This is a genomic window from Comamonas sp. JUb58, assembly GCF_004364775.1.
Classification (GTDB): Bacteria; Pseudomonadota; Gammaproteobacteria; order Burkholderiales; family Burkholderiaceae_C; genus Comamonas.
Genome location: NZ_SOAL01000008.1, coordinates 164,861 through 188,524, shown reverse-complemented (window position 1 = coordinate 188,524; position 23,664 = coordinate 164,861). Strand labels below are relative to the sequence as shown.

The 23,664-nt window shown below is 65.0% G+C and carries 20 protein-coding genes and 1 pseudogene; 5 read left to right on the top strand and 16 right to left on the bottom strand.

Features of this window, described 5'->3' with window-relative positions; translation table 11 throughout:
• Nucleotides 1–26: 26 nt before the first annotated feature.
• Nucleotides 27–572: pseudogene (locus EDF71_RS25630) on the bottom strand (LysR family transcriptional regulator); the annotation flags it as partial.
• A gap of 83 nt (nucleotides 573–655) precedes the next feature.
• Here EDF71_RS25630 and EDF71_RS10775 point away from each other — a divergent pair.
• Nucleotides 656–1,192, top strand: a complete 537-nt coding sequence (locus EDF71_RS10775) for a GNAT family N-acetyltransferase (protein ID WP_166656512.1) — start codon at nucleotides 656–658, stop codon at nucleotides 1,190–1,192.
• Nucleotides 1,193–1,194: 2 nt separating this feature from the next.
• Nucleotides 1,195–2,739 carry an MFS transporter gene (locus EDF71_RS10770; RefSeq protein WP_133856582.1) on the top strand — a complete coding sequence of 515 codons (1,545 nt, stop codon included), beginning with the start codon at nucleotides 1,195–1,197 and terminating at the stop codon, nucleotides 2,737–2,739.
• Between the two features lies 1 nt (nucleotide 2,740).
• On the opposite strand, the gene EDF71_RS10765 is transcribed toward EDF71_RS10770, so the two are convergent.
• From EDF71_RS10765 to EDF71_RS10725, 9 genes are all read right to left on the bottom strand, one after another.
• On the bottom strand, nucleotides 2,741–3,958 hold the full coding sequence (locus EDF71_RS10765; RefSeq protein ID WP_133856581.1) for an acyl-CoA dehydrogenase: 1,218 nt from the start codon (nucleotides 3,956–3,958) through the stop codon (nucleotides 2,741–2,743).
• A gap of 55 nt (nucleotides 3,959–4,013) precedes the next feature.
• Complete coding sequence (locus EDF71_RS10760) at nucleotides 4,014–5,318, bottom strand: LLM class flavin-dependent oxidoreductase (protein WP_133856580.1); 1,305 nt, start codon at nucleotides 5,316–5,318, stop codon at nucleotides 4,014–4,016.
• Nucleotides 5,319–5,373: 55 nt separating this feature from the next.
• A complete protein-coding gene (locus EDF71_RS10755) occupies nucleotides 5,374–7,152 on the bottom strand; it encodes an ABC transporter ATP-binding protein (protein WP_133856579.1) in 1,779 nt (592 codons plus the stop codon).
• Nucleotides 7,149–8,069: an ABC transporter permease gene (locus EDF71_RS10750; RefSeq protein WP_133856578.1), complete on the bottom strand. Its 921-nt coding sequence runs from the start codon at nucleotides 8,067–8,069 to the stop codon at nucleotides 7,149–7,151. Before EDF71_RS10750 ends, EDF71_RS10755 begins: the two co-directional genes overlap by 4 nt.
• The gene (locus tag EDF71_RS10745; protein WP_133856577.1) at nucleotides 8,066–8,983 is read right to left on the bottom strand and encodes an ABC transporter permease; all 918 of its coding nucleotides are present in this window, start codon (nucleotides 8,981–8,983) and stop codon (nucleotides 8,066–8,068) included. The genes EDF71_RS10750 and EDF71_RS10745 overlap by 4 nt, the downstream gene beginning before the upstream one ends.
• The gene (locus EDF71_RS10740; RefSeq protein WP_133856576.1) at nucleotides 8,980–10,518 is read right to left on the bottom strand and encodes an ABC transporter substrate-binding protein; all 1,539 of its coding nucleotides are present in this window, start codon (nucleotides 10,516–10,518) and stop codon (nucleotides 8,980–8,982) included. The genes EDF71_RS10745 and EDF71_RS10740 overlap by 4 nt, the downstream gene beginning before the upstream one ends.
• A gap of 89 nt (nucleotides 10,519–10,607) precedes the next feature.
• A complete protein-coding gene (locus EDF71_RS10735) occupies nucleotides 10,608–12,149 on the bottom strand; it encodes a rhodanese-like domain-containing protein (RefSeq protein WP_133856575.1) in 1,542 nt (513 codons plus the stop codon).
• 138 nt (nucleotides 12,150–12,287) lie between these two features.
• Nucleotides 12,288–13,484, bottom strand: coding sequence for an MFS transporter (locus EDF71_RS10730; RefSeq protein WP_133856574.1), 1,197 nt, complete (start codon nucleotides 13,482–13,484; stop codon nucleotides 12,288–12,290).
• Between the two features lie 36 nt (nucleotides 13,485–13,520).
• Nucleotides 13,521–14,750: an MFS transporter gene (locus tag EDF71_RS10725; RefSeq protein ID WP_133856573.1), complete on the bottom strand. Its 1,230-nt coding sequence runs from the start codon at nucleotides 14,748–14,750 to the stop codon at nucleotides 13,521–13,523.
• A gap of 135 nt (nucleotides 14,751–14,885) precedes the next feature.
• On the opposite strand from EDF71_RS10725, the gene EDF71_RS10720 reads away from it, so the two are divergent.
• The gene (locus tag EDF71_RS10720; RefSeq protein ID WP_133856572.1) at nucleotides 14,886–15,491 is read left to right on the top strand and encodes a TetR/AcrR family transcriptional regulator; all 606 of its coding nucleotides are present in this window, start codon (nucleotides 14,886–14,888) and stop codon (nucleotides 15,489–15,491) included.
• Nucleotides 15,492–15,550: 59 nt separating this feature from the next.
• Here EDF71_RS10720 and EDF71_RS10715 read toward each other — a convergent pair whose 3' ends face one another.
• A complete protein-coding gene (locus EDF71_RS10715; RefSeq protein WP_133856644.1) occupies nucleotides 15,551–16,711 on the bottom strand; it encodes an MFS transporter in 1,161 nt (386 codons plus the stop codon).
• A 174-nt stretch (nucleotides 16,712–16,885) separates the two neighbouring features.
• A complete protein-coding gene (locus tag EDF71_RS10710; RefSeq protein WP_133856571.1) occupies nucleotides 16,886–18,013 on the bottom strand; it encodes an alpha/beta hydrolase in 1,128 nt (375 codons plus the stop codon).
• Nucleotides 18,014–18,113: 100 nt separating this feature from the next.
• Between EDF71_RS10710 and EDF71_RS10705 the strand changes: the two genes are divergently transcribed.
• Nucleotides 18,114–19,007 (top strand): LysR family transcriptional regulator, encoded by an 894-nt coding sequence (locus tag EDF71_RS10705; RefSeq protein ID WP_133856570.1) that lies wholly within the window; start codon nucleotides 18,114–18,116, stop codon nucleotides 19,005–19,007.
• Nucleotides 19,008–19,181: 174 nt separating this feature from the next.
• Complete coding sequence (locus tag EDF71_RS25005; protein WP_166656511.1) at nucleotides 19,182–19,337, top strand: hypothetical protein; 156 nt, start codon at nucleotides 19,182–19,184, stop codon at nucleotides 19,335–19,337.
• An 89-nt stretch (nucleotides 19,338–19,426) separates the two neighbouring features.
• Here the strand turns inward: EDF71_RS25005 and EDF71_RS25000 are convergent, their stop codons facing one another.
• From EDF71_RS25000 to EDF71_RS10690, 4 genes are all read right to left on the bottom strand, one after another.
• Nucleotides 19,427–19,597, bottom strand: a complete 171-nt coding sequence (locus EDF71_RS25000) for a hypothetical protein (protein ID WP_166656510.1) — start codon at nucleotides 19,595–19,597, stop codon at nucleotides 19,427–19,429.
• Between the two features lie 133 nt (nucleotides 19,598–19,730).
• Nucleotides 19,731–19,925: a hypothetical protein gene (locus tag EDF71_RS10700; RefSeq protein ID WP_133856569.1), complete on the bottom strand. Its 195-nt coding sequence runs from the start codon at nucleotides 19,923–19,925 to the stop codon at nucleotides 19,731–19,733.
• 199 nt (nucleotides 19,926–20,124) lie between these two features.
• Entirely contained in the window at nucleotides 20,125–22,620 is a 2,496-nt protein-coding gene (gene ligD / locus EDF71_RS10695) for a DNA ligase D (RefSeq protein WP_133856568.1), read from the bottom strand.
• Between the two features lie 24 nt (nucleotides 22,621–22,644).
• Nucleotides 22,645–23,649 (bottom strand): Ku protein, encoded by a 1,005-nt coding sequence (locus EDF71_RS10690; RefSeq protein WP_133856567.1) that lies wholly within the window; start codon nucleotides 23,647–23,649, stop codon nucleotides 22,645–22,647.
• Nucleotides 23,650–23,664: the final 15 nt, after the last annotated feature.

Sequence of the window (23,664 nt, the reverse complement as noted above, 5' to 3'; positions counted from 1 at the left end):
TGGGCCAGCGCCTGCAGGCTCACGGCCTGGCCATCGGCCAGCGGGTGGTCGGCGGCCACAAACACGCCCTGGGGCACGGTGCCCAGGTGGCGCTGCTCAAAATGCTGCTGCACCGGTCCTCGGTCGATCTGCAAGGCCATGCCCGCCCGGCCCTGCGCCACATAGTCGGCCACCTCGGTGGCGGTGCCGTTGAGCAGCAGCAACTCAAGCGCCGGATACTGCTGCGCAATCTCCCGCAACAGGCTGGCCACGGCCGTATAGGGCAGTGCCTCGTCAATGGCCATCGAGAGCTCGGCATCGGCCCCGCCGCTGAGCGCCTGCGCGCGCTGGTCCAGCTGCTCGGCCTGGCGCAGCAGCTCGCGCGCCTCCAGCAGCAGCACCCGCCCCGCATCGGTGAGCTGGGCATTGCGGTGCGAGCGGTCAAACAGCACGACACCCAGGTCCACCTCCAGCATGCCCACAGCAGTGCTGACAGCGGACTGCGCCTTGCCCAAGCTGCGTGCAGCGGCAGAGAAAGAGCCACTGTCGGCGGTGGCCACAAACTGCCGCAATTGTTCAACGGTCCATTCCATAGCCTGGCACTGTAATGCATCCATCTACTTTATTGATGGATTCCAACTTTATCGATCTATTTTTATGGAGCAATATCCCGGCCATGCAATCGATCAACACCACAGCACCCGCCCTGACGATGGCCTGGTGCCATGACCCTGCACAGTCGCCAGCGATCCTGGCGCTGTTCATGGGCCAGCTCATTCCCCATTACATCTCCCATGGCGAGCTGCAGTCCCCGCGCGCCATCGCACCGGGCCAATGGAGCCCCCAGCTGGCCGACCACATGGCCCGGCAGATTGAGACTACCCTGGCCGCGCCCGAGGCTAACGCGATGCAGCGCATCGCCACCGCCTACCAGGGCGACGCGCTGGTCGGCATCGCCTTTGTCTCGCTCGACGAGGAGCAGCGCGCGCCCACCCCGTTTGCCACCTTGGATGACCTGGTCGTCAGCCCCGCCGCACGCGGCCAGGGCCTGGGCCAGGCGCTGTTTGGCTGGGTCTGCACGCAGCTGAAGGCCGAAGGGGTACAACGCCTGTTTCTGGAAAGCGGTATCGGCAACCAGGGCGCGCACCGGCTGTTCGAGCGCCTGGGCTGCCAGCCCGTGTCCGTCACGATGATGAAAGAACTGGGAGTCTGACCATGGCACTGCATTCCAGAAGATGGCTGGTGCTGGCCATCGTATCCATGGCCCTGCTGTTGATCGTCGTCGACATGACGGTGCTCTACACCGCCCTGCCCACGCTCACCCATGACCTGGCCGCCTCCACCTCGATGAAGCTGTGGATCGTCAACGCCTATGCGCTGGTGGTGGCCGGCCTGCTGCTGAGCACCGGCGCCTTGGGCGACCGCCTGGGCTACCGGCGCATGTTCATGCTCGGCCTGGTGGTCTTTGGCATCGCCTCGCTGGCGGCCGCCTATTCGCCCAATGCAGGCATGTTGATCGCCGCCCGCGCGCTGCTGGGCGTGGGCGCGGCCATCATGATGCCCGCGACCCTGGCCATCATCCGCATGAGTTTTCCCGACCAGCGCGAGCGCTCGGTGGCCATTGGCATCTGGGCCTCGGTCGCCTCGGGCGGCGCGGCGCTGGGCCCCGTCGTCGGCGGCGTGCTGCTGGAGTACTTCTGGTGGGGCTCGGTGTTTCTGGTCAATGTGCCCATCGTGGCGCTGGCCCTGGTGCTGACCGTGTGGCTGATTCCCGCAGACCGCCTCAAGCACAAGGCCAGCCTGGCCGGCTGGGACTACACCAGCTCGCTGCAGGCCATGGTGGCCATGGTCAGCTTGGTGCTGAGCATCAAGGAACTGGCCAATCCTGCGCCGTCACTGGGCTTTGCCGCGCTGATGGGCGTCCTCAGCGCCGTGGTGCTGGCCGTCTTTATCCGCCGCCAGCTCAGCCGTCCCCAGCCGCTGATCGAGCTGCGCCTGTTCCGCATTCCCACGTTCTCGGGCGGTGTGATTGCCGCCGTGGTGGCCGCCGTTGCCTTGGTGGGCGTGGAGCTGGTGTTCAGCCAGCGCCTGCAGCTGGTGCTGGGGCTGAGCCCGCTGCAAGCGGGGCTGGCGATCTTGCCGATCCCGGTGGCGGCCTTTGTGGCCGGCCCCATCGCCGGCTGGGCGCTGTCGCGCTTTGGCACGCAGCGGCTGATTCTGGCGGGCCTGGTGGTCAGCGCAGTGGCGCTGTGTGCCTTGACGATGAGCCTCAACTCGGGTGCCCACAGCCTGCAGAAAATCGCCGTGCTGGCCGTCCTGGGCCTGGGTGTGGGTGCCACCATCACCGCCGCATCCAATGCGGTGATGAACAGCGCGCCACCCGAGCATGCCGGCATGGCCGCCTCGGTCGAAGAGGTGTCCTACGAGTTTGGCGGCGTGCTGGGCGTCGCGCTCCTGGGCAGCGTGCTGTCTTGGCGCTATACCAGCAGCCTGGTGCTGCCGGCCAACCTGCAGGCCACCGGCGCCAGCGATGGCATCGATGCCGCATTGCTGGCCGCAGAAAAGCTGCCGCCCGAGGCCGCCACCCAGCTGCTGGGCCTGGCCCATGCCGCCTTTGACCAGGGCTTTATGGCGGTCATGGCCACCGCCGTGGGGCTGGTGCTGGCCTCCGCACTGGCAGTGGTGCTACTGCGCAGCCGTGGCCAGCCCCAGGCCACGGCGGGGCATGGCAGCGGCACGGTGGCCAGCGAAGGCCATTGACTTAGAAGAAGTCCTTGTCGGGCAGGGGCTCGCCATGCACGGCCAGCTTGCCCAAGGCCAGCGCCTTGTACAGCGCCGGGTTGTGCGATGCCACCGTGCGGGCATTGCGCCAGTGGCGGTCCAGGTTCTGCGTGCGCAGGGTGGACGAGGCACCACCCAGGTCAAACACCGCCGTGCCGGCCTGCAGCACCAGGCCATCGACGATGAGCTTGGCCTTGGCGGCCAGCACGGCGGCGTGGTGGGCTGTGTCCTTCAGCGCGGGGTCGCCCTCGGTCGTGGCCAGCGAGGCATCCTGCGCATGGCTGGCCGCAGCCACCACCGCTTCAGCGGCAAACAGCTGGGCCGACAGATCGCCAACGATCTTCAGCAGCAAAGGGTCTTCCGCCGGCGTATCGGCCGCAGCAAAGAAGAAGCCCTTGCGCGATCGCTTGTGCAGCATCGCCGACGCATCACGCACAATGGCCCGCAAGATGCCGGTGTTCACCGCCGTCAAAAACAGCTGCGGCAAGGTGCTCTTGTAAGGCCGGCTGTAGCCGGTGCCGGCGCTGTCCACGATGATTTCCTCAGGCTCCACCCGCACGTTCTCGAACAAGGTGGTGCCGCTGCCAGTCATGCGCTGGCCCATGGCATCCCAGTCATCGACCAGGTTCACGCCTTCGCGCCTCGTGGGGATGATGGCGGTCACATCGCGCTCCTGTGCATCGCGCGCCCGCACGATGACGAAATCCGCATACAGGCTGCCGGTGCTGTAGAACTTGGCGCCCGTCATGCGGAAATGCGCACCGTCGGGCACCAGGCGCGTGAAGGTCTTCTCGCCGCTTCTGGCCTGTGCCAGCTCGGTATTGGCCAGGCCGAAGATCGCCCCCTGGGCCACCTGCTCGCGCCAGAAATGCGCCTGCGCGCTGACCGGGTTGCGCGCAAAACGCTCCACAAAGACAAAGTGGTTGCGCAAGATATGCGCGACATTGGAATCGGCTGCGCCCAGCGCAATCACCTGCTCCATCAGCCCCGCAATGCTGGCGCCCGTGCCGCCCTCGGCCTGCGGCAGGCGGTAGGCGCCAAAGCGCTGGTCCTTCAAGGCCTGAATCTGTGCAAACGGCAGAATGCGCTTTTCCTCGCGCTCGGCCGAGCCGGCGGCGATCTCGTCAAACAGCGCTTGCCAATCGCTGGTGGCGTTCTGCGCGGCGGGGGTCAGGGTCTGGGGGGAGTCGATTTTCATAAACGGTTCTGCAAAAGGCGCGGGCCGGGCCCGGCGGGTGTGTTGTAAGAGGGGCTCAGGCTGCAGCCAGCCCCAGGTTGCCGCGCAAGGTGCTGGCGTTATAGGTTTCGCGGTAGACCCCTGCCTTGCGCAGCAGCGGCACCACCTGGTCGACAAAGTCCTCCAGGCCCGAGGGCAGCACGTCATGCATCAGGTTGAAGCCATCGATGGCGCCACTGCGGAACCAGCTCAGCATGTAATCAGCCACCTGCTCGGGCGTACCGACGATGGTGTTGTGGTTGCTGCCGCCGCCGTTTTGCGCGCGGATCAGCTCGCGCACCGTCCAGCCATGGCTGCGCGCCTTGTCCACCACGTTCTTCGCAAAGGTGGTCATGCCGTTGTCGGGCAGTTGCAGGTCAGCGGGCAGCGGCTGGTCGAGGTCGGCATGGCCAAAGCGGGTTTGCAACAGGTCGGACAGGTAGTTGAGCCCCTGCTCAATCGGCACCAGTTCGGCCAGCGCCTCGGCGCGCTGCTGCGCGGCTTGTTCGGTGGCACCCAGCACGGTGACCAGGCCGGGGAAAACCTTGACGGCGCTGCTGGCACGGCCCAGCGCCTTGAGCCGGGCATCCAGCGCCTGGCGGTAGCTTTGCGCCTGCGCCAGCGATGGCGCCAAGGTAAACACCGCATCGGCATGCAAGGCGGCCAGGTCCAGGCCCGCATCCGAGCCACCGGCCTGCACCACCAGCGGCCGGCCTTGCGGGCTGGGCGGCACATTGATGGGACCTTCGACCGAGAAGAACTCGCCCTGGTGCGCAATCGGGCGGATCTGCGCCGGGTCAAAGTACTGGCCCGTAGCGCGGTCGGCCACAATGCCGCCCGGGCCCCAGCTGGCCCAGAGGTCCTTGAGCACCTGGCTGAACTCTGCCGCGCGCCGGTAGCGGTCGGCATGCGCCAGCGGCGCGCTGCGGCCAAAGTTGCGGGCGGCCTCCACATCGGCCGAGGTGACGATGTTCACCCCCGAGCGCCCGCCACTCACCAGATCCAGCGACGCAAAGCGCCGCGCAATATTGAAGGGCTCGTTGTACGAGGAGGACACGGTTGCCAACAGGCCGATGTGCTGGGTCTTGGCCGCAACCAGGGCCAGCAGAATGCTGGGCTCGATCGCCGGAAACGGGCGGTGCAGGCTGTTGCCGGGAAAGGCCGCGCGGTCCGAGAAGAACACCGCATCAAAGCCGCCCCGCTCTGCCGTCTGCGCCAGGCGCACAAAGTAGTCGGGGGTCACCGGCCACAGCGGGTCGTTCTGCGGCCACAGCCAGGCAGCGGCATGGGCCCCTGCGCCGTAGATATTGAGGTTGAGGTGGAGTTGGGTGGGCTGGCTCATCGTGTTCTACACACTGTGGAAATCAAAAAGGGATCAGCGCAGGCGCGGCGCGGCATCAGGCCACCCGGGCCAGCGCGGGGCTGTCCGGCTCAGTCTCAGCCGGCCGGGTCTTGAAGCGGCTACGCGCGGGGTCTATATCGAGCATTGCGTCCAGCAGGCTGCGGGTATAGGCATGGCGCGGCGCGCCAAAGATCTGGTCACGCGGGCCGGCTTCCACCACCCGGCCTTTTTCCAGCACGACAATGTCGTCCGAGATCGCGTAGACGCTCTCCAGCCCATGGGCGATGAACACCATGCTCAGCTGCAAGTCCTTTTTCAGGCGCTGCAACAGCGCCAGGATTTCGGCCTGCACCGACACATCGAGCGCGGAGACGGGCTCGTCGCAGATCAGCAGCTGGGGCTGCACGCTGAGCGCCCGCGCAATGCAGACGCGTTGGCGCTGGCCACCGGAGAGCTCATGCGCAAAGCGGTCCAGGGCCGAGGCTGGCAGGCCCACCATCTGCAGCAACTGCGCCGCTTGCGCCCGCAGCTGTGCTGCCGTCCAGCCTGGTAGCTCGGCCAGCGGCTCGGTGATCAGCTGGCCAATGCGCATGCGCGGGTTCAGCGATGCATAGGGGTCCTGGAACACCATCTGGATGCTTGCGCCCGCGCGCACTGCCGGGTCGCCCAGATCCGCGCCGTCAAAACGCAGCTGGCCGCCATCGGCCTGCGCCAGGCCGGCAATGATGCGCGCCAGCGATGATTTGCCGCTGCCCGACTCTCCGACCAGGCCCAGGGTGCGGCCGCGTTGCAAAGAGAAGGACACGCTATCGAGCGCCAGGTGCTTCTGGGCTTTGAAATGCCAGGCGCGGGGCTGCTGGTAGTACTTGCTCACGGCATCCAGCTGCAGAATCGCGGGCGCCTCTTGCGCAAGCTGCGGCGCTTGCAAGCCGGCCTCTGCCAGCGGCTGGCGCACCACGGCAGGAATGCGCGGCGCCAGCGCCAGCAGCTGGCGCGTATAGGCGGCCTCGGGCCGGGCAAACAGCTGCTGCACCGGGGCCGACTCAACAATCTCGCCCTGGCGCATCACATGCACCTGGTCGGCCACCTGGGCGACGACCGACAGGTCATGGGTGATCAGCAGCACGCCCACATCCGATTGTTCGGCCGTGCGCACCATCAGCTCCAGCACCTGGGCCTGCACGGTGTTGTCCAGTGCGGTGGTGGGCTCATCGGCAATCAGCAAGGCCGGCTCGCCCGCCATTGCAATGGCCAGCATCACCCGCTGGCGCATGCCGCCCGAGAGCTGGAAGGGGTAGTCCTGCAGCAGCTGCGCTGGCCGGGGCAGGCCCATGCGGGCCAGCAGGTCAATGGCCTCGGCCCGGCGCTGGCGCCGCGTCAGCTGGCGCTTGTAGTACAGCACCTCTTCGATCTGGTCGCCAATGGTCAGCACCGGGTTCAGCGACGACAGCGGCTCCTGGAACACAATGCCCACATCGGCTCCGCGCAGGCTGCGCCATCCAGCCTTGTCCAGCTGGCGCAGATCGCGGCCGTTGAGCATGGCCTCATCCGCGCTGAAGCGGGCATTGCCCGGCAGCAGGCCCAGCACGCTCAAGGCCGTCAAGGTCTTGCCCGATCCGCTCTCGCCCACCAAGGCCACCACCTGCCGGCGTTGCACCTCCAGATCCACCCCGCGCACCAGGCGTAGCGGCTCGCCGCCATCCTGCGGTTGCAGCGTGACAGCGGCATTGCGGTAGCGCAGCACGGTATCTGCCGGGCTGGCCTGCAGCGCGGCGGGCCGAATGATGGCGCTGGCCGGGTTGGCCAGCTGGGCAAGGTTTGGGGCAGCAGTCATGGCAGGCGTGGATCCAGGTAGTCTCTGAGCCAATCGCCCAGCAAGATGATGCTAAAAACCGTGGCCTTCAGCGCCACGCCGGGGAAGGTGCTGATCCACCAGCTGGTGGCCAGCTGCTGGCGTCCGTCGGCCAGCATCTGGCCCCAGGAGATATCGGGTGGCTGGATGCCAAAGCCCAGAAAGCTCAGCGAGGACTCCGTCAGGATGACGGTGCCGATGTTCAAGGTGGCCACCACGACCAGGGCCGGCAGGATATTGGGCAGGATGTGGCGCAGCAGCAGGCGCGAGGTGCGCACCCGGCTGACCCGCGCCGCCGCCACAAACTCCAGCTCCTTGACGCGCAGCACCTCAGCCCGCGCAATGCGGGTGTAGATCACCCAGTTGGTGAGTGCTATCACCACGATCAGCGGCGCCAGGCCAGCGCCGGCCACCAGGGCCACCACCAGCATGAACAGCATGGCCGGAATCGCCAGGATGGCATCGACCACGCGCATCAGCACCTGATCCAGCCAGCCGCCACGCAGCCCTGCCAGCACACCAATCGCCACCCCTACCGCCCCCGACAGCGCGACCGCTGCCAGCCCCACCATCACCGAGCTGCGCGCGCCATAGATGATGCGCGCCAGCATGTCGCGGCCCTGGCCATCGGTGCCCAGCGGATAGGCCCACTGGCCCTTGTCCAGCCAGACGGGCGGCAGGTAGCGCAGCGACAGATTGCGTTTGACCGGGTCGGCCAGCGGCAGCAGATCGGCGCCCAAGGTGGTCAGCAAGATCAGCAGCAGCAAGATGGCGCCAAAGCGGCCGCTGCGGCTGCGCCACAGCGCGCGCAAAAAGCGCTGCAGGCGCGATGGCTGGGCCGCCACCGCTGGCGCATCGGCCTGCAGGGCCGTGCCGGTGTTCAGAACCACGCCGCTCATAGCTTCATCCTCGGGTCAATCAGGCGGTAGAGCACATCGGTGAGAAAGTTCACCAGCAAAGTCATCGCAGTGATCACCAGCACACTGATCTGGATCACCGCCATGTCCTTGGTGTTGATCGCCTGCACGATCAGCTGGCCCAGGCCCGGCCAGGCAAAAATGGTCTCGGTCACCAGCGCGCCGCCCAGCAGCGCCACCACGTGCAGCGAGGTCATCGTCACCGTCGGGATCGCCGCATTGCGCAGCGCATGCTTGCCAATCACCAACCAGTCGGGGATGCCTTTGGCATAGGCTGTTCGCATATAGTCCTGGCCCAAGGTTTCGAGCATGCTGGCGCGCACCAGCTTGGCCAGGTCACCGGCAAAGGCGGTGCCCAAGGTCAATGCCGGCATTACCAGGTGCGCCCAAGTGCCACTGCCCGATACCGGCAGCCAGCGCAGGCTGACGCCAAACACCAGGATCAGCATGATGGCGACCCAGAAATTGGGCATGGCCTTGCCCAGCACGGCCACGCCGGAGACGGCATGATCCACCCAGCTGCCGCGCCGCAAGGCCGCCGCCATGCCGGCGGGCACCGCGATCAGCACGGCCACCAGCATCGATGCAGCAGCCAGCAGCAAGGTGGCGGGCAGGCGCTCGAGCACGATGGGCAGGGCCGAGCTGCCATAGCGGTAGGAGGTGCCAAAGTCGCCATGCAGCAGGTTGCGCATGTAGTTGAGGTACTGCATGTGCACCGGCTGGTCCAGCCCCCAGGCGGCCACCATGGCCAGGCGGTCTGCCTCCGAGGCCTGGTCCGGAATCATCATCACGGTCGGGTCGCCGGCCAGAAACACCAGTGCAAACACGATCAAGGTGACCGTGAACAGCACCGGCACCGCCTGGAGCAGCAGCCGCCACAAGGCCGAGAAAATCATGCGCGCCGCACTTGTTCAGCCGGGATCATCTCGTCAAAGCGGCCGGCAAACTGCACCCGCTTGTTGACGCTGTAGATCGCCTTGGGGTACAGCACGCCGATGCGGGCGCGGTCCTGGGTGATGATCTCCTGCGCACGCCAGATGATGGCCTGGCGCTCCTTCTCGCCCGTGGTGGCGGGCAGCTCGGCCGCCAGGCGTTCGAACTCGGCATTCTTCCAGTGCGGGTTGAAGCGCTTGAGCGAGCCCATGTTCAGGATGAAGGAGGCATCGGTGTAGGAGCCCATGCCCCAGAAGTAGATCTCGCCATGCGAGTCACTGCCCACGCGGGCGTTGTAAATGCTCCACTCCTGCACTTCGAGCTGCGCATTCAGGCCCACATCCTGCAGGTAGCCGACGATGGCCTCGGAGACCTCGCGGTCCTTGATATAGCGGCCGCTGGGCGAGCCAAAGCGTATCTTGGCCCCCTTGGCGCCGGCCGCCTGGATCAGCTGGCGCGCCTTGTCGGGGTTGAAGGAATTGGTCGCCGTCAGGCGCGTATTGGCATTGGGGATCTCGGGCGGGAACAGGCCGCGCGTGGCGGTGGCATAGCCATCGGCCACCACATCGGCCAGCTCCTGGCGGTTGATCGCCAGGTCAATCGCCTCGCGCACCCGTGCATCGTGGGTGACCACACCGGGCTCGGTGCGCAGATGCAAACCAAAGTTGCGCGCAATATTGAAGGCGACGATGCCGGTATCGGCATTGGACTTGAGGCGGCCAATGTCCTCGGGCGGAATGTTCACCGCCAGGTCCACGCCGCCAGACAGCGCCTCCGCCACCCGGGTTGCCGTCTCGGGGATCGCACGGATCACCACACGCTCCCAGTGCGGCGCCCCACCCCACCACTGCGGATTGCGCGCCAGAACCAGGCGGTCGGCTTTTTTCCACTCGACAAACTTGTAGGGCCCCGTGCCGATGGGCTTGGCAAAGAAGGCCTCTTCGCTGCCAGCGGCCTTGAAGGCATGCTGGGGCAGGATGGAGCCGCCATTGCCGACAAAGTTGTGCAGGAAGAGCGGATCGGGCTTGTTGGTGACCAGGCGCACCCGGTGTGGGCCCAGCACCTCGACCGTCTCGACCGAACGGAACTTCTCCACCGCGCTCAGCAGCTTGGGGTTGCCCTTCATGCGTTCGACAGTGAACTTCACGTCCTCCGCGGTAAAGGGCTTGCCATCGTGCCACTGCACATCGCTGCGCAGCTCAAACACCCAGGTGCGCGGGTCTTCCTGCTTCCAGGACTTGGCCAGGCCCGGCGTGAAGGCCATCTTGCCGTTCGGAAATTCCTTGTTGACCAGGTATTCGTAAAGATTGACCAGCGCCGACTGGGTGCTGTTGTTCTCATGGTTGGCCGGGTCCAGAGACAGGATGTCGTTGCTCTGCGCAATCGTCAACGTGGTGGATCCTGCGGCAAAAGCGATCTGCGGCAGCGCAAAGGGCAGCGCGGCCAGGCTGGCCGTGGCGGCGGCGTTCTTCAGAAAAATACGGCGGCTGGTGGACATGGGGGATTCGATTCAAAGAGAAAAAAGGGACAGGCGGGGCCAAGGCCGCTCTGCGGGCCTTGGTGGATACCAACAACAGAGAGCGCGGATCAGCCCAGACAGAACAGCGCGCGTTCTTGCGCATCAATCTGGGCCAGCAGACCGGTTTCCCATTCCAGGTAGGCACGGGCTGCCGCCTTGTTGCCGCTGTGGCGGTCATGCACAAAAAACAGGTAGTCAATGCGCTCGGCATCGCTAGGGGCATCGGCACTGGCGACCACGGTCAGCCCTGCGCGCAGCCACTGCTCGGGCCCTTCAGTCAGCAACAAGCTGTTGCCGCCCACATCGCGTGCAGCGGCCGCAGCCAGCGCCGGCTCGGGCGTGACGAAGACCGTTGCACGGTGGCCATCGCCGCGCTGCAGCAGCGGCCGGATGGACCAGCGCGCAGCGTCAATATGGCCCGCGCGGTAGCTGGCGCTGTCGCGCAGATCGACCAGGTCGTAGGCGTCAAGGTTCGCAGCCAGCGTGGCACTGCTGATGCGTGGCAAGGCCGCTTCGGCTGGTGGCGTGGCGGGGGTGGCCGGCAATGCATCGGGCGTGGCCAGATAGGCCTCATGCCCCAGGCGCCGCAGCCAGACCGCTGTCATCGGCGCGCGCAGGCCATCGGTATCCACCAGCACAATGCGCGCATTGCGCGTGCCCAGGTACTGGTCGGTGGCCTGCACCAGCTGGCCGCCGGGCGCATGGGCCGCACCCGCAATCGGGCTGGCGGCAAATTCTTCGGGCGAACGCACATCCAGCAGGTAGGTGGTGCGCTCGGGGTCGGCCAGCCAGGCGCTCAAGCGGGCCGCATCGATGCGCGCTGCACCCTGCTCAGCACTCAGCTGGGCCAGGCGGGCCGCGACCTCGGGCGCCGGTGCACGGCGGTGTTCGGGGTAGCTGCGGTTTTGGCCATGGTCGAGCGGCAGGTCGTTCAAATACCAGCCCTGGGTGCCGTTCTCCAGCGCATAGATGGGGTTGGGCAGGCCCAGGTCGCGCAGGGTCTGCGCTCCGACAATGGAGCGGGTGCGGCCCGCGCAGTTGACCACCACCGTCGTCTCGGCATCCGGTATCAGGTCGGCATGGCGCAGCGCCAGCTCGCCATTGGGGCAGCTGATCGCGCCGGGAATGCTCATCTTGTTGAACTCTGCCAGCGGCCGGCCATCCAGCACCACCAGCTTGCTGCCGGATGCCTGCAACTGCTGCAATTGCTGCGCGCTGATATGCGGGGTGCCCAGCGCAGCCTCGGCCAGCTCACCAAAGGTTTTGGACGGCAGGTTCACGCCCTTGAACAGCACCAGGCCTGCGGCCTGCCAGGCGGCCACGCCGCCCTCGGTAATGGACAGATCGCTATACCCCAGCGCTGCCAGCGCCCGAGCGGCCCGGCGGGCAACACCGTTGCCGCCATCGATCAAAACGATGCGTGTGGACAGCCTGGGCACCAGGCGGGCAATATCGGCTTCAAGCCGGCTGTAGGCCAGCGGAATCGCCAAAAACGGATGCCCCTCCCCAAACTCGCCAGCTTCGCGCACATCCAAAAACGCGAACTCTTGGCCGTCCGCCAACAGGGCTTTCACGGACAGGGGACTCAGTGCTTGCATAAAAACCATCATCTCTCGAACACAGCCCCAGACGCAAAGGGGCATGGGGGAGAGCTGCGATTGTGCGCAAGGGCCCACTCACCGAAAACGAATTAAATCTACTTAGCATATTTGCTCAGCGAGTATGGGCGCAGGCATGCGGCACCGTGCTCAGCGGCAGTACGGGCGCCTCTCCAGCACGCATCCAACCACCACCAACACCAAGGCCGCCGCCGCCAAGCCGGTGGCCGGCCACAGCATGGCAGACAAGCCCCATGCATCGACCACCGCCCCTCCTCCCCAGGCACCCAGCGCAATGCCGGTGTTGAAGGCGCCTACATACAGCGCCGCTGCCACCTCCATCGCCTGGGGCGCGGCCTTCATCATCCAGGTCATCAAGGCGACGGACACCCCGCCATAGGCCAGGCCCCAGAACAACAGCAGCACGAGCCCACCCGTGGGGGAGCGGCCAAACACCAGCCACAGCAGCGGCACCAGCAGCAGCCCCAGGGCAATGGCGGCCACTGTCAGCTCGGTTGTGCGCGCCGCCGCCAGCCCTGCGTTGAAATTGCCTGCCATGCCCGCCAGCCCATAGGCCAGCAACAAGGCCGCGATCCACTGCGCATCAAAGCCCGAGACCACCAGCAGCAGTGGCCGCACAAAGGTAAAGGCCATAAAGTGCCCTGCGACCAGCAGCAAGGTCAATACCAGCCCCGCTTGCAACGCGCGGTTGCTGCGCAGTGCCCAAAACTGCCGCAGCCCGACCGCGCTGCGGACCGGCAAGGCCGGCATCACCCACAGATGCAGGGCCAGCACCAGCACGCTGAACAAGGCCATCACGCCAAAGGCCCAGCGCCAGCCGGCCCCCTCCCCGATCAGCGCACCCATGGGCACGCCCAGCACCGATGCAGCAGCCACCCCGCCAAAGATGATGGAGGTGGCAAGCCCGACGGCAGCCGCTGGCACCAGGCGCGCCGCCAATCCCCCCGCCACCGCCCAGATGCCGCCGATGCACAAACCCAGCAGCACGCGGGCGGCCAGCATCCAGCCCCAGCTGGGTGCCAGCGCCGATGCGGTATTGGCCAGCACCAACAGCGCCAGCAGCGCTGCCAGAATCCGGCGCCGGTCCATATTCCCAGCCAGCAGCACCACCAGTGGCGCAAACACCGCTGCGAGCAAGGCCGGCAGCGACATCATCCAGCCGGCCTGGCCGGTAGAGATGCCCAACGCAGGCGCAATCGCCGTCAGCAGGCCGACCGGCAGCATCTCGGTGGTGACGACGGCAAAGGTCGCCAGGCCAGCGGCGATCACCGCAGGCCAAGGGTTGCGGGATGGATCTTGTGGGTGGGTGGAGGTAGATAGAGACATGTGGGGGTTCCTGGTCATGGCAAAGACGTCGCCGTATCAAGCGGCATCGGAGGCAGGGGCGGCACTGCCATCGGCCACCGCAGGCAAGGGCTGCCGCAGACGCCTTGCAGCCCACAGCGCCAGCAGCAGCACCAAGGCACCAGCCACCAAGGCCACGGCAAAGGCCGCCCGCGCGCCAAAGCCATCCACCAGTTGGCCCGATGCCGCTGCGCCCAGGGCCACGCCCATATTCAGGCCTGCCAGCAGCCAGGTCATGCCCTCGGTCAAACGTGGCGCAGGCACCAGGCGCTCGACCAGCGACATCGCAACGATCATCGTCGGCGCAAAACACAGGCCGGCCAGCAGTACCGCAGCGGCCAGTGCCGGGATGCTTTCCACCAGCAGCAGCGGAAAGGAGGTCAGCGCCGTGGCCAGCCCGCCCAGCGCCAGCTGCTGCGGCAAAGGCCTCTGCAGCTGGAGGGCACCAAACAGCAGGCCCGCCACGCAAGAGCCCAGCGCATAGGCGGCCAGCACCCCGCTGGCCCAGGCGGGCTGGCCCAGCATGCGTGCAAAGGCCACGCTGGCGATGTCGACCGTGCCGACGATGGCTCCCATTGCCGCCATCAACAGCGCCAGCAGGCCCACATGGGGCAGGCGAATCACCGACACAGCGGCCGCATGCATGCCGGGGGGCTGCACAGCGGGCTCGGTCGCGCGCTGCGCCACCAGTGCAGCCACGCCCAGTGCCAGCAACAAGCCCGCCGCCAGCGGCCCCGCCTGCGGAAACGCCGCCACGCACAGCCCCACCGACAGCGGCGGCCCGGCGATAAAGCTCAGCTCATCGAGCACCGCCTCCAACGAATAGGCGGTCTGCAACTTAGGCGATCCCCGGTACAGCGCCGTCCAGCGCGCGCGCAGCATGGCCGGCATGCTGGGCATGCCACCGGCCAGCACCGCGCCGATAAACAGGGTCCCGTCCGGCAACTGCCACCAGGTGGCATCCAACAAGAGCAGCAGACCCAGCAGGCTGATGCCGGTGGCCAGCGGCAGCACCCGGCGCTGGCCATGGCGGTCCACCAGGCGCGATGTCTGCGGCGACAGCAACGCATAGCTCAGCACAAAGGCCGCAGACACGGCCCCCGCCAGCGCATAGCTGCCGCGCAGTTGGGACAGCATGGTGATGATGCCGATGCCCATCATCGGCAGCGGAATGCGGGCCAGCAGCCCAGCCAGGCAAAAGCCGGTGCTGCCGGGCGCGGCAAAAAGTGTTTGGTAGGTCTGGAGCATGGCTTCTTTCTGCGCCCCGGCTTGCCAACGCAAGCCGAGGTGGCGACAATACATACAAGGCGTATGAATAAAAATCTTATATACATACGCCATGTTTGTAAATAATCATACGCATTGTATGTAAGGAGATTGCGCATGGTTCGACGCACCCGCGCCGAGATGGAAGCCACCCGCGCCAGCCTGTTGGCCACCGCCCGCCAGGAGCTGGCCAAGCACGGCTATGCCGATACCTCGATGGACGAGCTGACCGCCCAGGTCGGCCTGACCCGGGGCGCGCTTTACCACCACTTTGGCGACAAAAAAGGCCTGTTGGCCGCCGTGGTGGCGCAGATTGACGACGAGATGGACGCGCGCCTGCAAGCCATCACGGACCAGGCCGACGACCCCTGGCAAGGCTTTCGCAGCCGCTGCCGCGCCTATCTGGAGATGGCCCTGGAGCCCGAGATTCAGCGCATCGTGCTGCGCGATGCCCGCGCCGTGCTGGGCGGCGCATCACCCGATTCACAACGCCATTGCCTGCACTCGATGCAGACCTTGATCAGCGCACTGATCGCGCAAGGCATCGTCGCGCCGGCCGATGCGCGGGCGCTGGCGTCGCTGATCTACGGCAGCCTGGCCGAAGCGGCGTTCTGGATTGCTGAGGGCGACGATGGCGCTGCACGCATGGAGCAGGCGGCTGTGGGACTGGATTTGTTGTTGCGGGGCTTGCTGGTGCAGGCAAACCAGGGCAAGGCAGGCTAGCCCTGGTTTGGACGTTTTCTGCTCTCTGGCGCCCTCAGACGCCGGCGCATATCAAATAGCTACCCGTTGGCTGCTCGCTTGGCTGTTGCCGTGCAGGCGATCAAGCCCGCAGCCAACAGCAGCACACCGGCACTGGCGATGAAGGTGCCCTGGTAGCCTTGCCGGTCAAACAGCAAACCACCGGCGGTTGAACCCAGTGCAATGGACAGCTGGATCACGGCCACCATCATGCCTCCACCCGCCTCTGCGTCAGCGGGCAGCGTTTGGGCCAGCCACAGCCACCAGCCTACCGGCGCGGCCGTGGCCAGCAGCCCCCACAGAGCCAGCAACACACTGGCCGAGTTCCGGCTATTTCCCCAGCCAGCCAGCGCCAGTGCAATCACCAGCATCAGCAGTGTGATACCGCACAACGTCCGGTAGAGGCCTTTTTTCAACACCGCGCCAACCAGGCTGGTACCGACGAAGCCTGCCCCACCCATCAGCAGCAACACCAGCGAAAGATGCATGGCATCCACCTGCGTCGCAGCCTCCAGAAACGGGCGGACATAGGTGAACAGCATGAACTGCCCCATGAAAAAAGCGCCTGCCGCCAACATGCCCCAACGCACCACAGACCGGCGCAGAATGCCGAACAGACCGAAGCGCTGCGCCAGGTGCACCCCATCCGCAGGTGGCTCAGCCTGGCTCGGCATCGCGCGCATCGACGGCAAGGCGAACCACTGCCAAACGAAGGCCAGCACGGCCAGTGGCACCAAGCAGAAGAATGCACCGCGCCAGCCGATGACACTGCCCAGATAGCTGCCCAGCGGCGCAGCGACCACGGTAGCCAGCGCATTGCCAGCATTGAAGATCGCCAGCGCTTTGGCAACGCTGGGGGCTGGCACCAGCAGCATCGCAACCGCTGCCGACATGGCCCAGAATCCTCCCACCACCACGCCGATCAGCGCGCGGCCAACCAGGTAGACGGGATAGCTGGGCGCCATGCCGACCACCAAACCGGAAACGCCCATCAGCGCGGTCAGACCCAGCAATAGCGTCTTGCGGTTGGAAGATCCGGCCAGTGTCGGTATCGACAGGCTGGTCAGCACCGCAAACGCGCCGGAAATGGCAATGCCGTAGCCGATCCAGCCCTCGCTCACGCACATGTCGGCTGCCATCGGCGTCAACAGGCTCACCGGCATGAACTCGGACGCTATCAATACAAAGACGCAGAGCGTCATCGCCAACACGCCGCTCCAATGGGAAGGGGTTTCAGTCAACGCAGGCACGCCGATGGCATCGCCTGCCGCAGTACAAGAGGCTGGAGGATTCATGGAGGGTCGAAAAATAGAAAAGCGGCGCAGCCAGCCCTGCTGGCACGCCGAATGCACCGCGAGCTTGTCTCCGGCTGGTCCTCAGGCAGCCAGGTGCTGGTTGAAAAACGCCGTGAGCTTGTTCCAGGGGATCAGGTTCGCCCGGTCGTACAGGTCCACATGGTTGGCGCCCGGCACCCAATGCAGTTCCTTGGGCTCGGCAGCGCGCTGGTAGGCGTCTTCGCTGAACTCTTTGGAATGTGCCTGGTCACCGGCGATGAACAGCAGCGGGCGCGGCGAGATCGTCTCGATGTCGTTGAAGGGGTAGAAGTTCATGAACTTCACCTCGCTGGCCAGGGTGCGGTTCTGCGTCTGCTCCAAGGTGTAGCCCGCCGGAATCGCCATGCCGCGCGGCGTGCGGTAAAAGCTGTGGTACATGGCGGTGACCGGATCGGCATCCTTGGGCAACACCACGGGCAAGTAGTTCTGAAAAATCGGCTGGCCACTGCGGTACTCCGCGTTGCGCAGCTCAGCTGCCTTTGCCAGCTTGGCTTTGCGCTGCACCAGCGTCTGCGATTTGCCATAGCCATTGCGGGTGACAGCGCCCATGTCATACATGCTCACCGTCGCAATGGCCCGCAAACGCGGGTCGATCTTGGCGGCGCTGATGATGAAGCCGCCACTGCCGCAAATGCCGATGCCGCCGATGCGTGCAGCGGCCACCCGTTCGTGCGCGATCAGAAAATCCACCGCCGCGCTGAAGGCTTCTGCATACAGATCCGGCGCCACGGCATTGCGGGCCTTGCCCTCACTCTCACCCCAGAACGGCAGGTCGATGGACAGGGCCGCAAAGCCTTGCTCGGCCATCTTGGTCGCATACAGGTTGGCGCTCTGCTCTTTGACTGCCCCCATCGGGTGGCCGACCACCAGCGCGGGCATTGATCTGGCAGCTGCCGCCTTGGGCAGGAACAGGTTGCCGACGACCTGCATTCCATACTGGTTTTGGAAGCTCACTTTTTGCAGGCTCACCTTGTCGCTGCGGTAGAAGTTGTCTGCCCCCTCAGGAAGCGCTGGCTCCGAAGAGGATGCGTACGCCGAGGTGCTGCTGACCGAGAGCAAGCCCAGCGCTGCGGCGCTGGCCCCTGCGGTCTTGATAAAGGCACGGCGGTCTGCGTCATCAGGGGCTTGCAGCGCTTGTGGCTGGCGAGAGAAATGGGAAGGCGTTGTCATGGTCAAAGTCCGTTGAAAGATCAGTGACCGCATCTTGCGGGAAGCTCAAGACTTTGATTAGAGGGTGTAATCTTTATGTGCTTGTGAGAAAATTTCAGCAATGGCACCCAACAAAGTCAATGATCTCCAAGCCTTTGTGGCCGTCGCCCGGGCACAGAGCTTTACCAAAGCCGCTGCCCAGCTGCGCGTCACACCCTCGGCCCTGAGCCATGCGATGCGTGGCCTGGAAGAGCGCCTGGGGGTGCGGCTGCTCGCCCGCACCACCCGCAATGTTGCCCCCACCGAAGCCGGTGAACGACTGATGCTGGCCATCGCGCCCCTGTTTGACCAGATCAGCGCTGAAGTCGAAGCGCTCAGCAGCGCACAAGACCGCCCGAGAGGCACCCTGCGCATCAGCTGCACCGATGACCAGATCGCGTTGATCCTGCGCCCGATGCTGGCCCCCTTCCTGCGCGACTACCCCGACATCAGCTTGGAGTTCTATGTCGACTACGGATTCACCAATGTGATCGAGCAGCGCTTTGATGCCGGCATACGCATGGGTGAGTCCATCAGCAAGGACATGATTGCGGTACGCATCGGGCCAGATTGGCGGCTGGCGGTTGTCGGCTCGCCCGCCTACTTTGCCCAGCATGTCCCACCAGCCTCGCCGCATGCGCTGACACAGCACACCTGCATCAATATCCGCCACCGATCCAACGGCCCCATCTACGCCTGGGAGTTTGAGAAGGATAGCCAAGCTTTTACCGTCAAGGCCGAAGGGCAGCTGGTGTTCAACAGCATCATGCATGTGCTCAATGCCGCCGTTGATGGCATCGGCCTGGCCTACGTGCCTGAGCCCTTGCTGGCACCCTATCTGGCGGACGGAAGACTGCAGGAGGTTCTGGCCGACTGGTGCCCCACATTTGAGGGCTACCACCTGTACTACCCCAATCGCCGCCAGGCGTCCCCAGCCTTCACGGCGTTTGTCGACGCGATCAAATACCCGGGATGAGCCATTCGCACCAGCTGCGCCAACACTTCAGCATGCTGCGCCGTTGGGTGACGTGCGGGCACAGCCGCCCACTACGGCCAGGCAAGCGGCAAGACTACAGCCAGCGCCCCACTGCAGCCTTAACCTGACAAGGCAGCAAATCTGATGCTGTCCACCAACCCTCAGGAGACATCCATGAACAACCAACAGCAACCCAACCAGAACCCCAACGGCCAACAGCCTTCCGACAAGCAGCAAGACCAAAGCAGCCAGCAGCGCCCTGGCCAGCAACAACAACAAGGCCGTGAACAAAGCAACCAGCGCCAGCAAGAGCAGTCGCAGCAGCAGTAACAGCAATGCTTGCCGGCGGGTCCCGCCACCCGCCTGGCAAGCACCCGCCCAAGAAAAAACCCGCCTATGCGGGTTTTGTGTTGTATCGCTTAGGGGCGAAAATGCGGTTGGTAATGTATCAGTGCCAATTCCACATCCTGCAGGCGATCATATTGCGGGGAACCCAGCCAGGGCTCCAGATCCCGTAAACCAATCACTTCCAGTTCCAGACGCTCGTATTGCGCTTGCGTCACCACAAGCAGGTCTTCAGCTTGTCGCATGAGACCTCCTTTCCACCTGAGCATAAACCGAAAAGATTGGCTTATAAATCCAGGTTGTTCCACTTTACGACTTTTGGCTGGTTTTGCAAAGTTCTTTTACAAGAACCAACGTTTGGTACAACCCTCGCGCGGCTCAGTATTCGGGCGTCTTCCAGCTGTCCGCCGTGATGGGTCGCGTCAGCTGTTCGATCTTGGCGTCAATCAGCGACAGGCGTGCGTGTTCGATGGTTCCTTCGGCCGGATGGTCGGCCAGCAATTCGGCGCCCTGGGCCTTCAAGGCATCCAAGTAAACATCTTTCTCCTTGTCATTTCCGGTCTGCGTAGACATTCTGGCCTCCAGTGCTTTGGTGGTTAAACTGTAACAAAACTACTCGAAAACGCCAGCAAGCGATCTCAAAATTACGAAATAAGCAGAAAACGTCCTACAGGCACCCTGCTGAGCGCCTCCAGCTTGTTATTTGCTTTCCGTAAGACTAACCCAGCTTATATGCACTGGGTTTATATGGCGGCTTTCAGCCTGACACATATTAATCGGCAGATGCTTGGCCAGCATCGCCCAGCCGCATCATCGCTGCGGTGATCGACACCGCCGCTTTGGCGCAACCCTCCCAGGGCGCATTGCCCTTGCGAAAGCGCGCCTCGATGGACTGGATGCCCCAGTGCGCACCGCTGCTGACCTGGCCCAGCTCCGACCAGCTGATGGGCACCGACACCCCCATGCCCGGCCGCGCCCGAGCCGACCATGCGCTGACCGTGGTGGCGCCCCAGCCGTTGCGCAGGTAGTCGACAAAGATCTTGCCCTTGCGGTTTTGCGGGCCGCTCTTGGCCACAAAGCGCTGGGGCACGGTGGCAGCCAGGTGCTGCACGATGGCCTTGGAAAAGCCTTTGACCGTGTCCCAGTCATGGCGGCGCTGGATCGGTACCACCAGGTGCAGGCCCTTGCCGCCGCTGGTTTTGAGAAAGGGCTCCAAGCCCAGCTCCTGCAGCAGCACCCGCACCAGCTCGGCGGCCTCCTGCACCGCCGGCCAGGCCACGCCCTCACCCGGGTCCAGGTCAAAAGTCATGCGGTCGGGCCGCAGGATCCTGTCGCGCCTGGCGTTCCAGGTGTGGAACTCAACCACATTGAACTGCGCCGCCTGGGCCAGGCCCTCCGCACCGGCAATGGCCAGCAGCGGCGGGTGTTCCGGGTCCAGCGACTGGGGCAGTTGCACAATGCCGGCCATCGCGCGGGCCTGCAGATGCTTCTGGAAGAAATGCTCGCCCGCCACGCCATCGGGGGTGCGTACCAATGAGGTGGGCCGGTCTTGCAGGTGCTCCATCATCAGCGGCGCCACCTGCTGGTAGTAGCGCACCAGGTCCAGCTTGGTCACGCCGGTGCTGGCGTCCATGATGCGGTCAGCGTGGCTGACTTCGATGCCAGCGGCAGCGGTTGGGGTTTTCTTGCGGGTAGGCATGGTGGCGGTTCTCTCCCGGGTGATCTGACTGGCGGGCTTGTCCTCGCGCAGGCCTTGGAAAACCGCGTGCCGCACCCTCCCCTGGCCCGTCCACCCGGCAAAGGCTACTTCGGCGACCAGCTGCGGCTTGACCCACAGCGCCTGGTAGTCGATGCGCTCGGGGTCGGCAAAGGGGCATGCCTTGGTCTGGATTTTTTGCAACTGCGCCGTCAGCGCGCGCAGGCTGGCCTCATTAAAGCCTGTCCCCACATTGCCGGCATAGACCAGCTGGCCATCACTGCCATGCACCCCCAGCAGCAAGGAGCCCAGCCCCGTGCGCGTGCCCTTGGGCCGCGTGTAGCCACCAATGACAAACTCCTGCCGCTGGCCGCATTTGAGCTTGATCCAGTCCGCCGTGCGGCCTGCGTGGTAGGCAGCATCCTTGCGCTTGCCCACCAGGCCTTCCATACCCAGCGCGCAGGCAGAAACCAGCAACTGCGCCGGATCGCCGGCAAAGGCCTCGCTCAGACGCACACTGTCGCCCAAGCCCGGGCTGGCATCCAACGCCGCCTGCAGCGCCTCGCGCCGCGCCTGCCAAGTCTGGGCGCGCAAATCCTGGCCATCGGCAAAAGGCAGGTCAAACAGGTAGTAGACAAGGTCGGTGGTGGCTTCGCCATCAAAGGCGTTCTGCAGCCGCTGAAAATCGGGCAGGCCCTGGTCATTCAGCGCCACCACCTCGCCATCGAGCCAGGCATTGTCCAGCTGCAGATGCTGCAATGCCGCTGCCAACGCCGGCATCTTGGCCGTCCAGTCCTTGCCATTACGGGTCCACAACTGCAGCTGGCGGCCTTTTTTGCGAGCTGCCATGCGGTAGCCATCCAACTTCAGCTCCCAGGCCCAGTCTTCGGCGTTTTGCGGTGGCGCATCAGCCAGCACAGCCAGCTGGGGCGCCATTGTGGTGGGCAAGGCGGTGGTTTTGGCTTTGCGGGTCTTACTGGGTTTGGCAGCCGGTGCGGTGCGCGTCTTGGAGGCGGCCGCACGCTGCTCACTGGCCACGCTGTCAGGCCGGGCGGTCACAATGTCCAGCTCTTCTTGCTTGCGCGCAAAGTCGTCGGCCTCCTTGATCAGCAGCCAGGGCGGTTGGCGCTCACCCTCCTTGCCCTTCATGCGCAGCAAGGTCCAGCGGCCGCCCAATTTGTGGCCTTGCAGCGCAAAGTGCAGCTTGCCCTTGCGGTAGCCCTCTTCCGGGTCGGCGAGGGGCAGCCACAGGCCCTTGTCCCAGACGATGACCTTGCCCGCGCCATAGTGTCCAGCGGGAATCTGGCCTTCAAAGCTGTTGTAAGAGATTGGGTGGTCTTCCACCTGCACGGCCATGCGCTTGTGGCAGGGGTCCAGGCTCGGCCCCTTGGGCACCGCCCAACTCTTCATCACCCCATCCAGCTCCAGCCGCAGGTCATAGTGCAAATGGCTGGCCCAGTGTTTTTGGATGACAAACTGCAGCTGGCCCGCCACCGATTCGCCACCGTCGGCCGGCTCAGGGGTCTTGGCAAAATTGCGCTTGGCTTGGTATTTGTCTAATGCACTGGGCATGCAGGGCCTCCGGGTGCCAGGCCACTAAGCGGCACGCCGCTTGGCGGGCGCCGTCTTGCGGGCGCTGGCGGATTTGGCGGCTGGCTTGGGCTTGGCCTTGGGTTTTGCCGTTGCGGCTGCCGCTTTGGCGGGGGCGCTGGCCTTGGTCTTGGCCGGCGCGGCCTTGGGCTTTCGCGCAGCGGGCTTGGCATCGGCCGCCTTGGCGCCGCCCGCCAGGCTGCGTTTGAGCAAGGCGGTCAAATCCAGGATCTCCGCGCCACCCGACACCGGCGATTCCTTGGGCGCCTGCACCACCTCTTCCACCTCGCCTGATTTGACCTTGGCATCGATCAGCTTGTGGATCTCTTCGGAGAAGGAGTTCCTGAAGTCATCGGCATTCCAGGCCTGGGCCTTGTCTTCGATCAAGGCGACGGCCATGTCCATCTCGGCACTGCTGATGCCAGCGGCCTTGGCCGATTGGGGCGGCAGGTTGAGCTGCTCGAACGAGCGGATATCGCCGCCCCAGCGCAGCAGGTTCAGCACCAGGGCCCGGCCGCAGGGCACCAGCACGGCTAGGTGCTGCTTGGTCTGGATGACGACCTTGGCCACGCCAACCTTGTTGGTCTTGCGCAGCGCCTCACGCAGCAAGGCATAGACTTTTTCTCCGCGCTTGAGCGGCGCCGTGTAGTAGGGCCGCTCCAGGTAGATCAGCGGAATGTCATCGGCGTCGACAAAGGCCTCAATCTCGATGGTCTGCGTGGTTTTGGGGAAGGCGGCGCTGATCTCCTCCTGGCTCAGGATCACATAGCGGCCCTCTTCGTATTCCACGCCTTTGACGATGTCGCTGCTGGCGATCTCCTTGCCGGTGCGCTTGTTGATACGCTTGTAGCCCACTGGCTCCATCGAGCGCTTGTCGAGCCAGTCAAAGTCGATGCCCGAATCGCGCGTGGCCGTGTACAGCCCTATGGGCACATGCACCAGCCCAAAGCTGATCGCGCCTTTCCAGATGGTGCGTGTCGATGTCGGGGCATTGCCTTGCTGCTCTGTCATGCCGGCCTCCTAGGT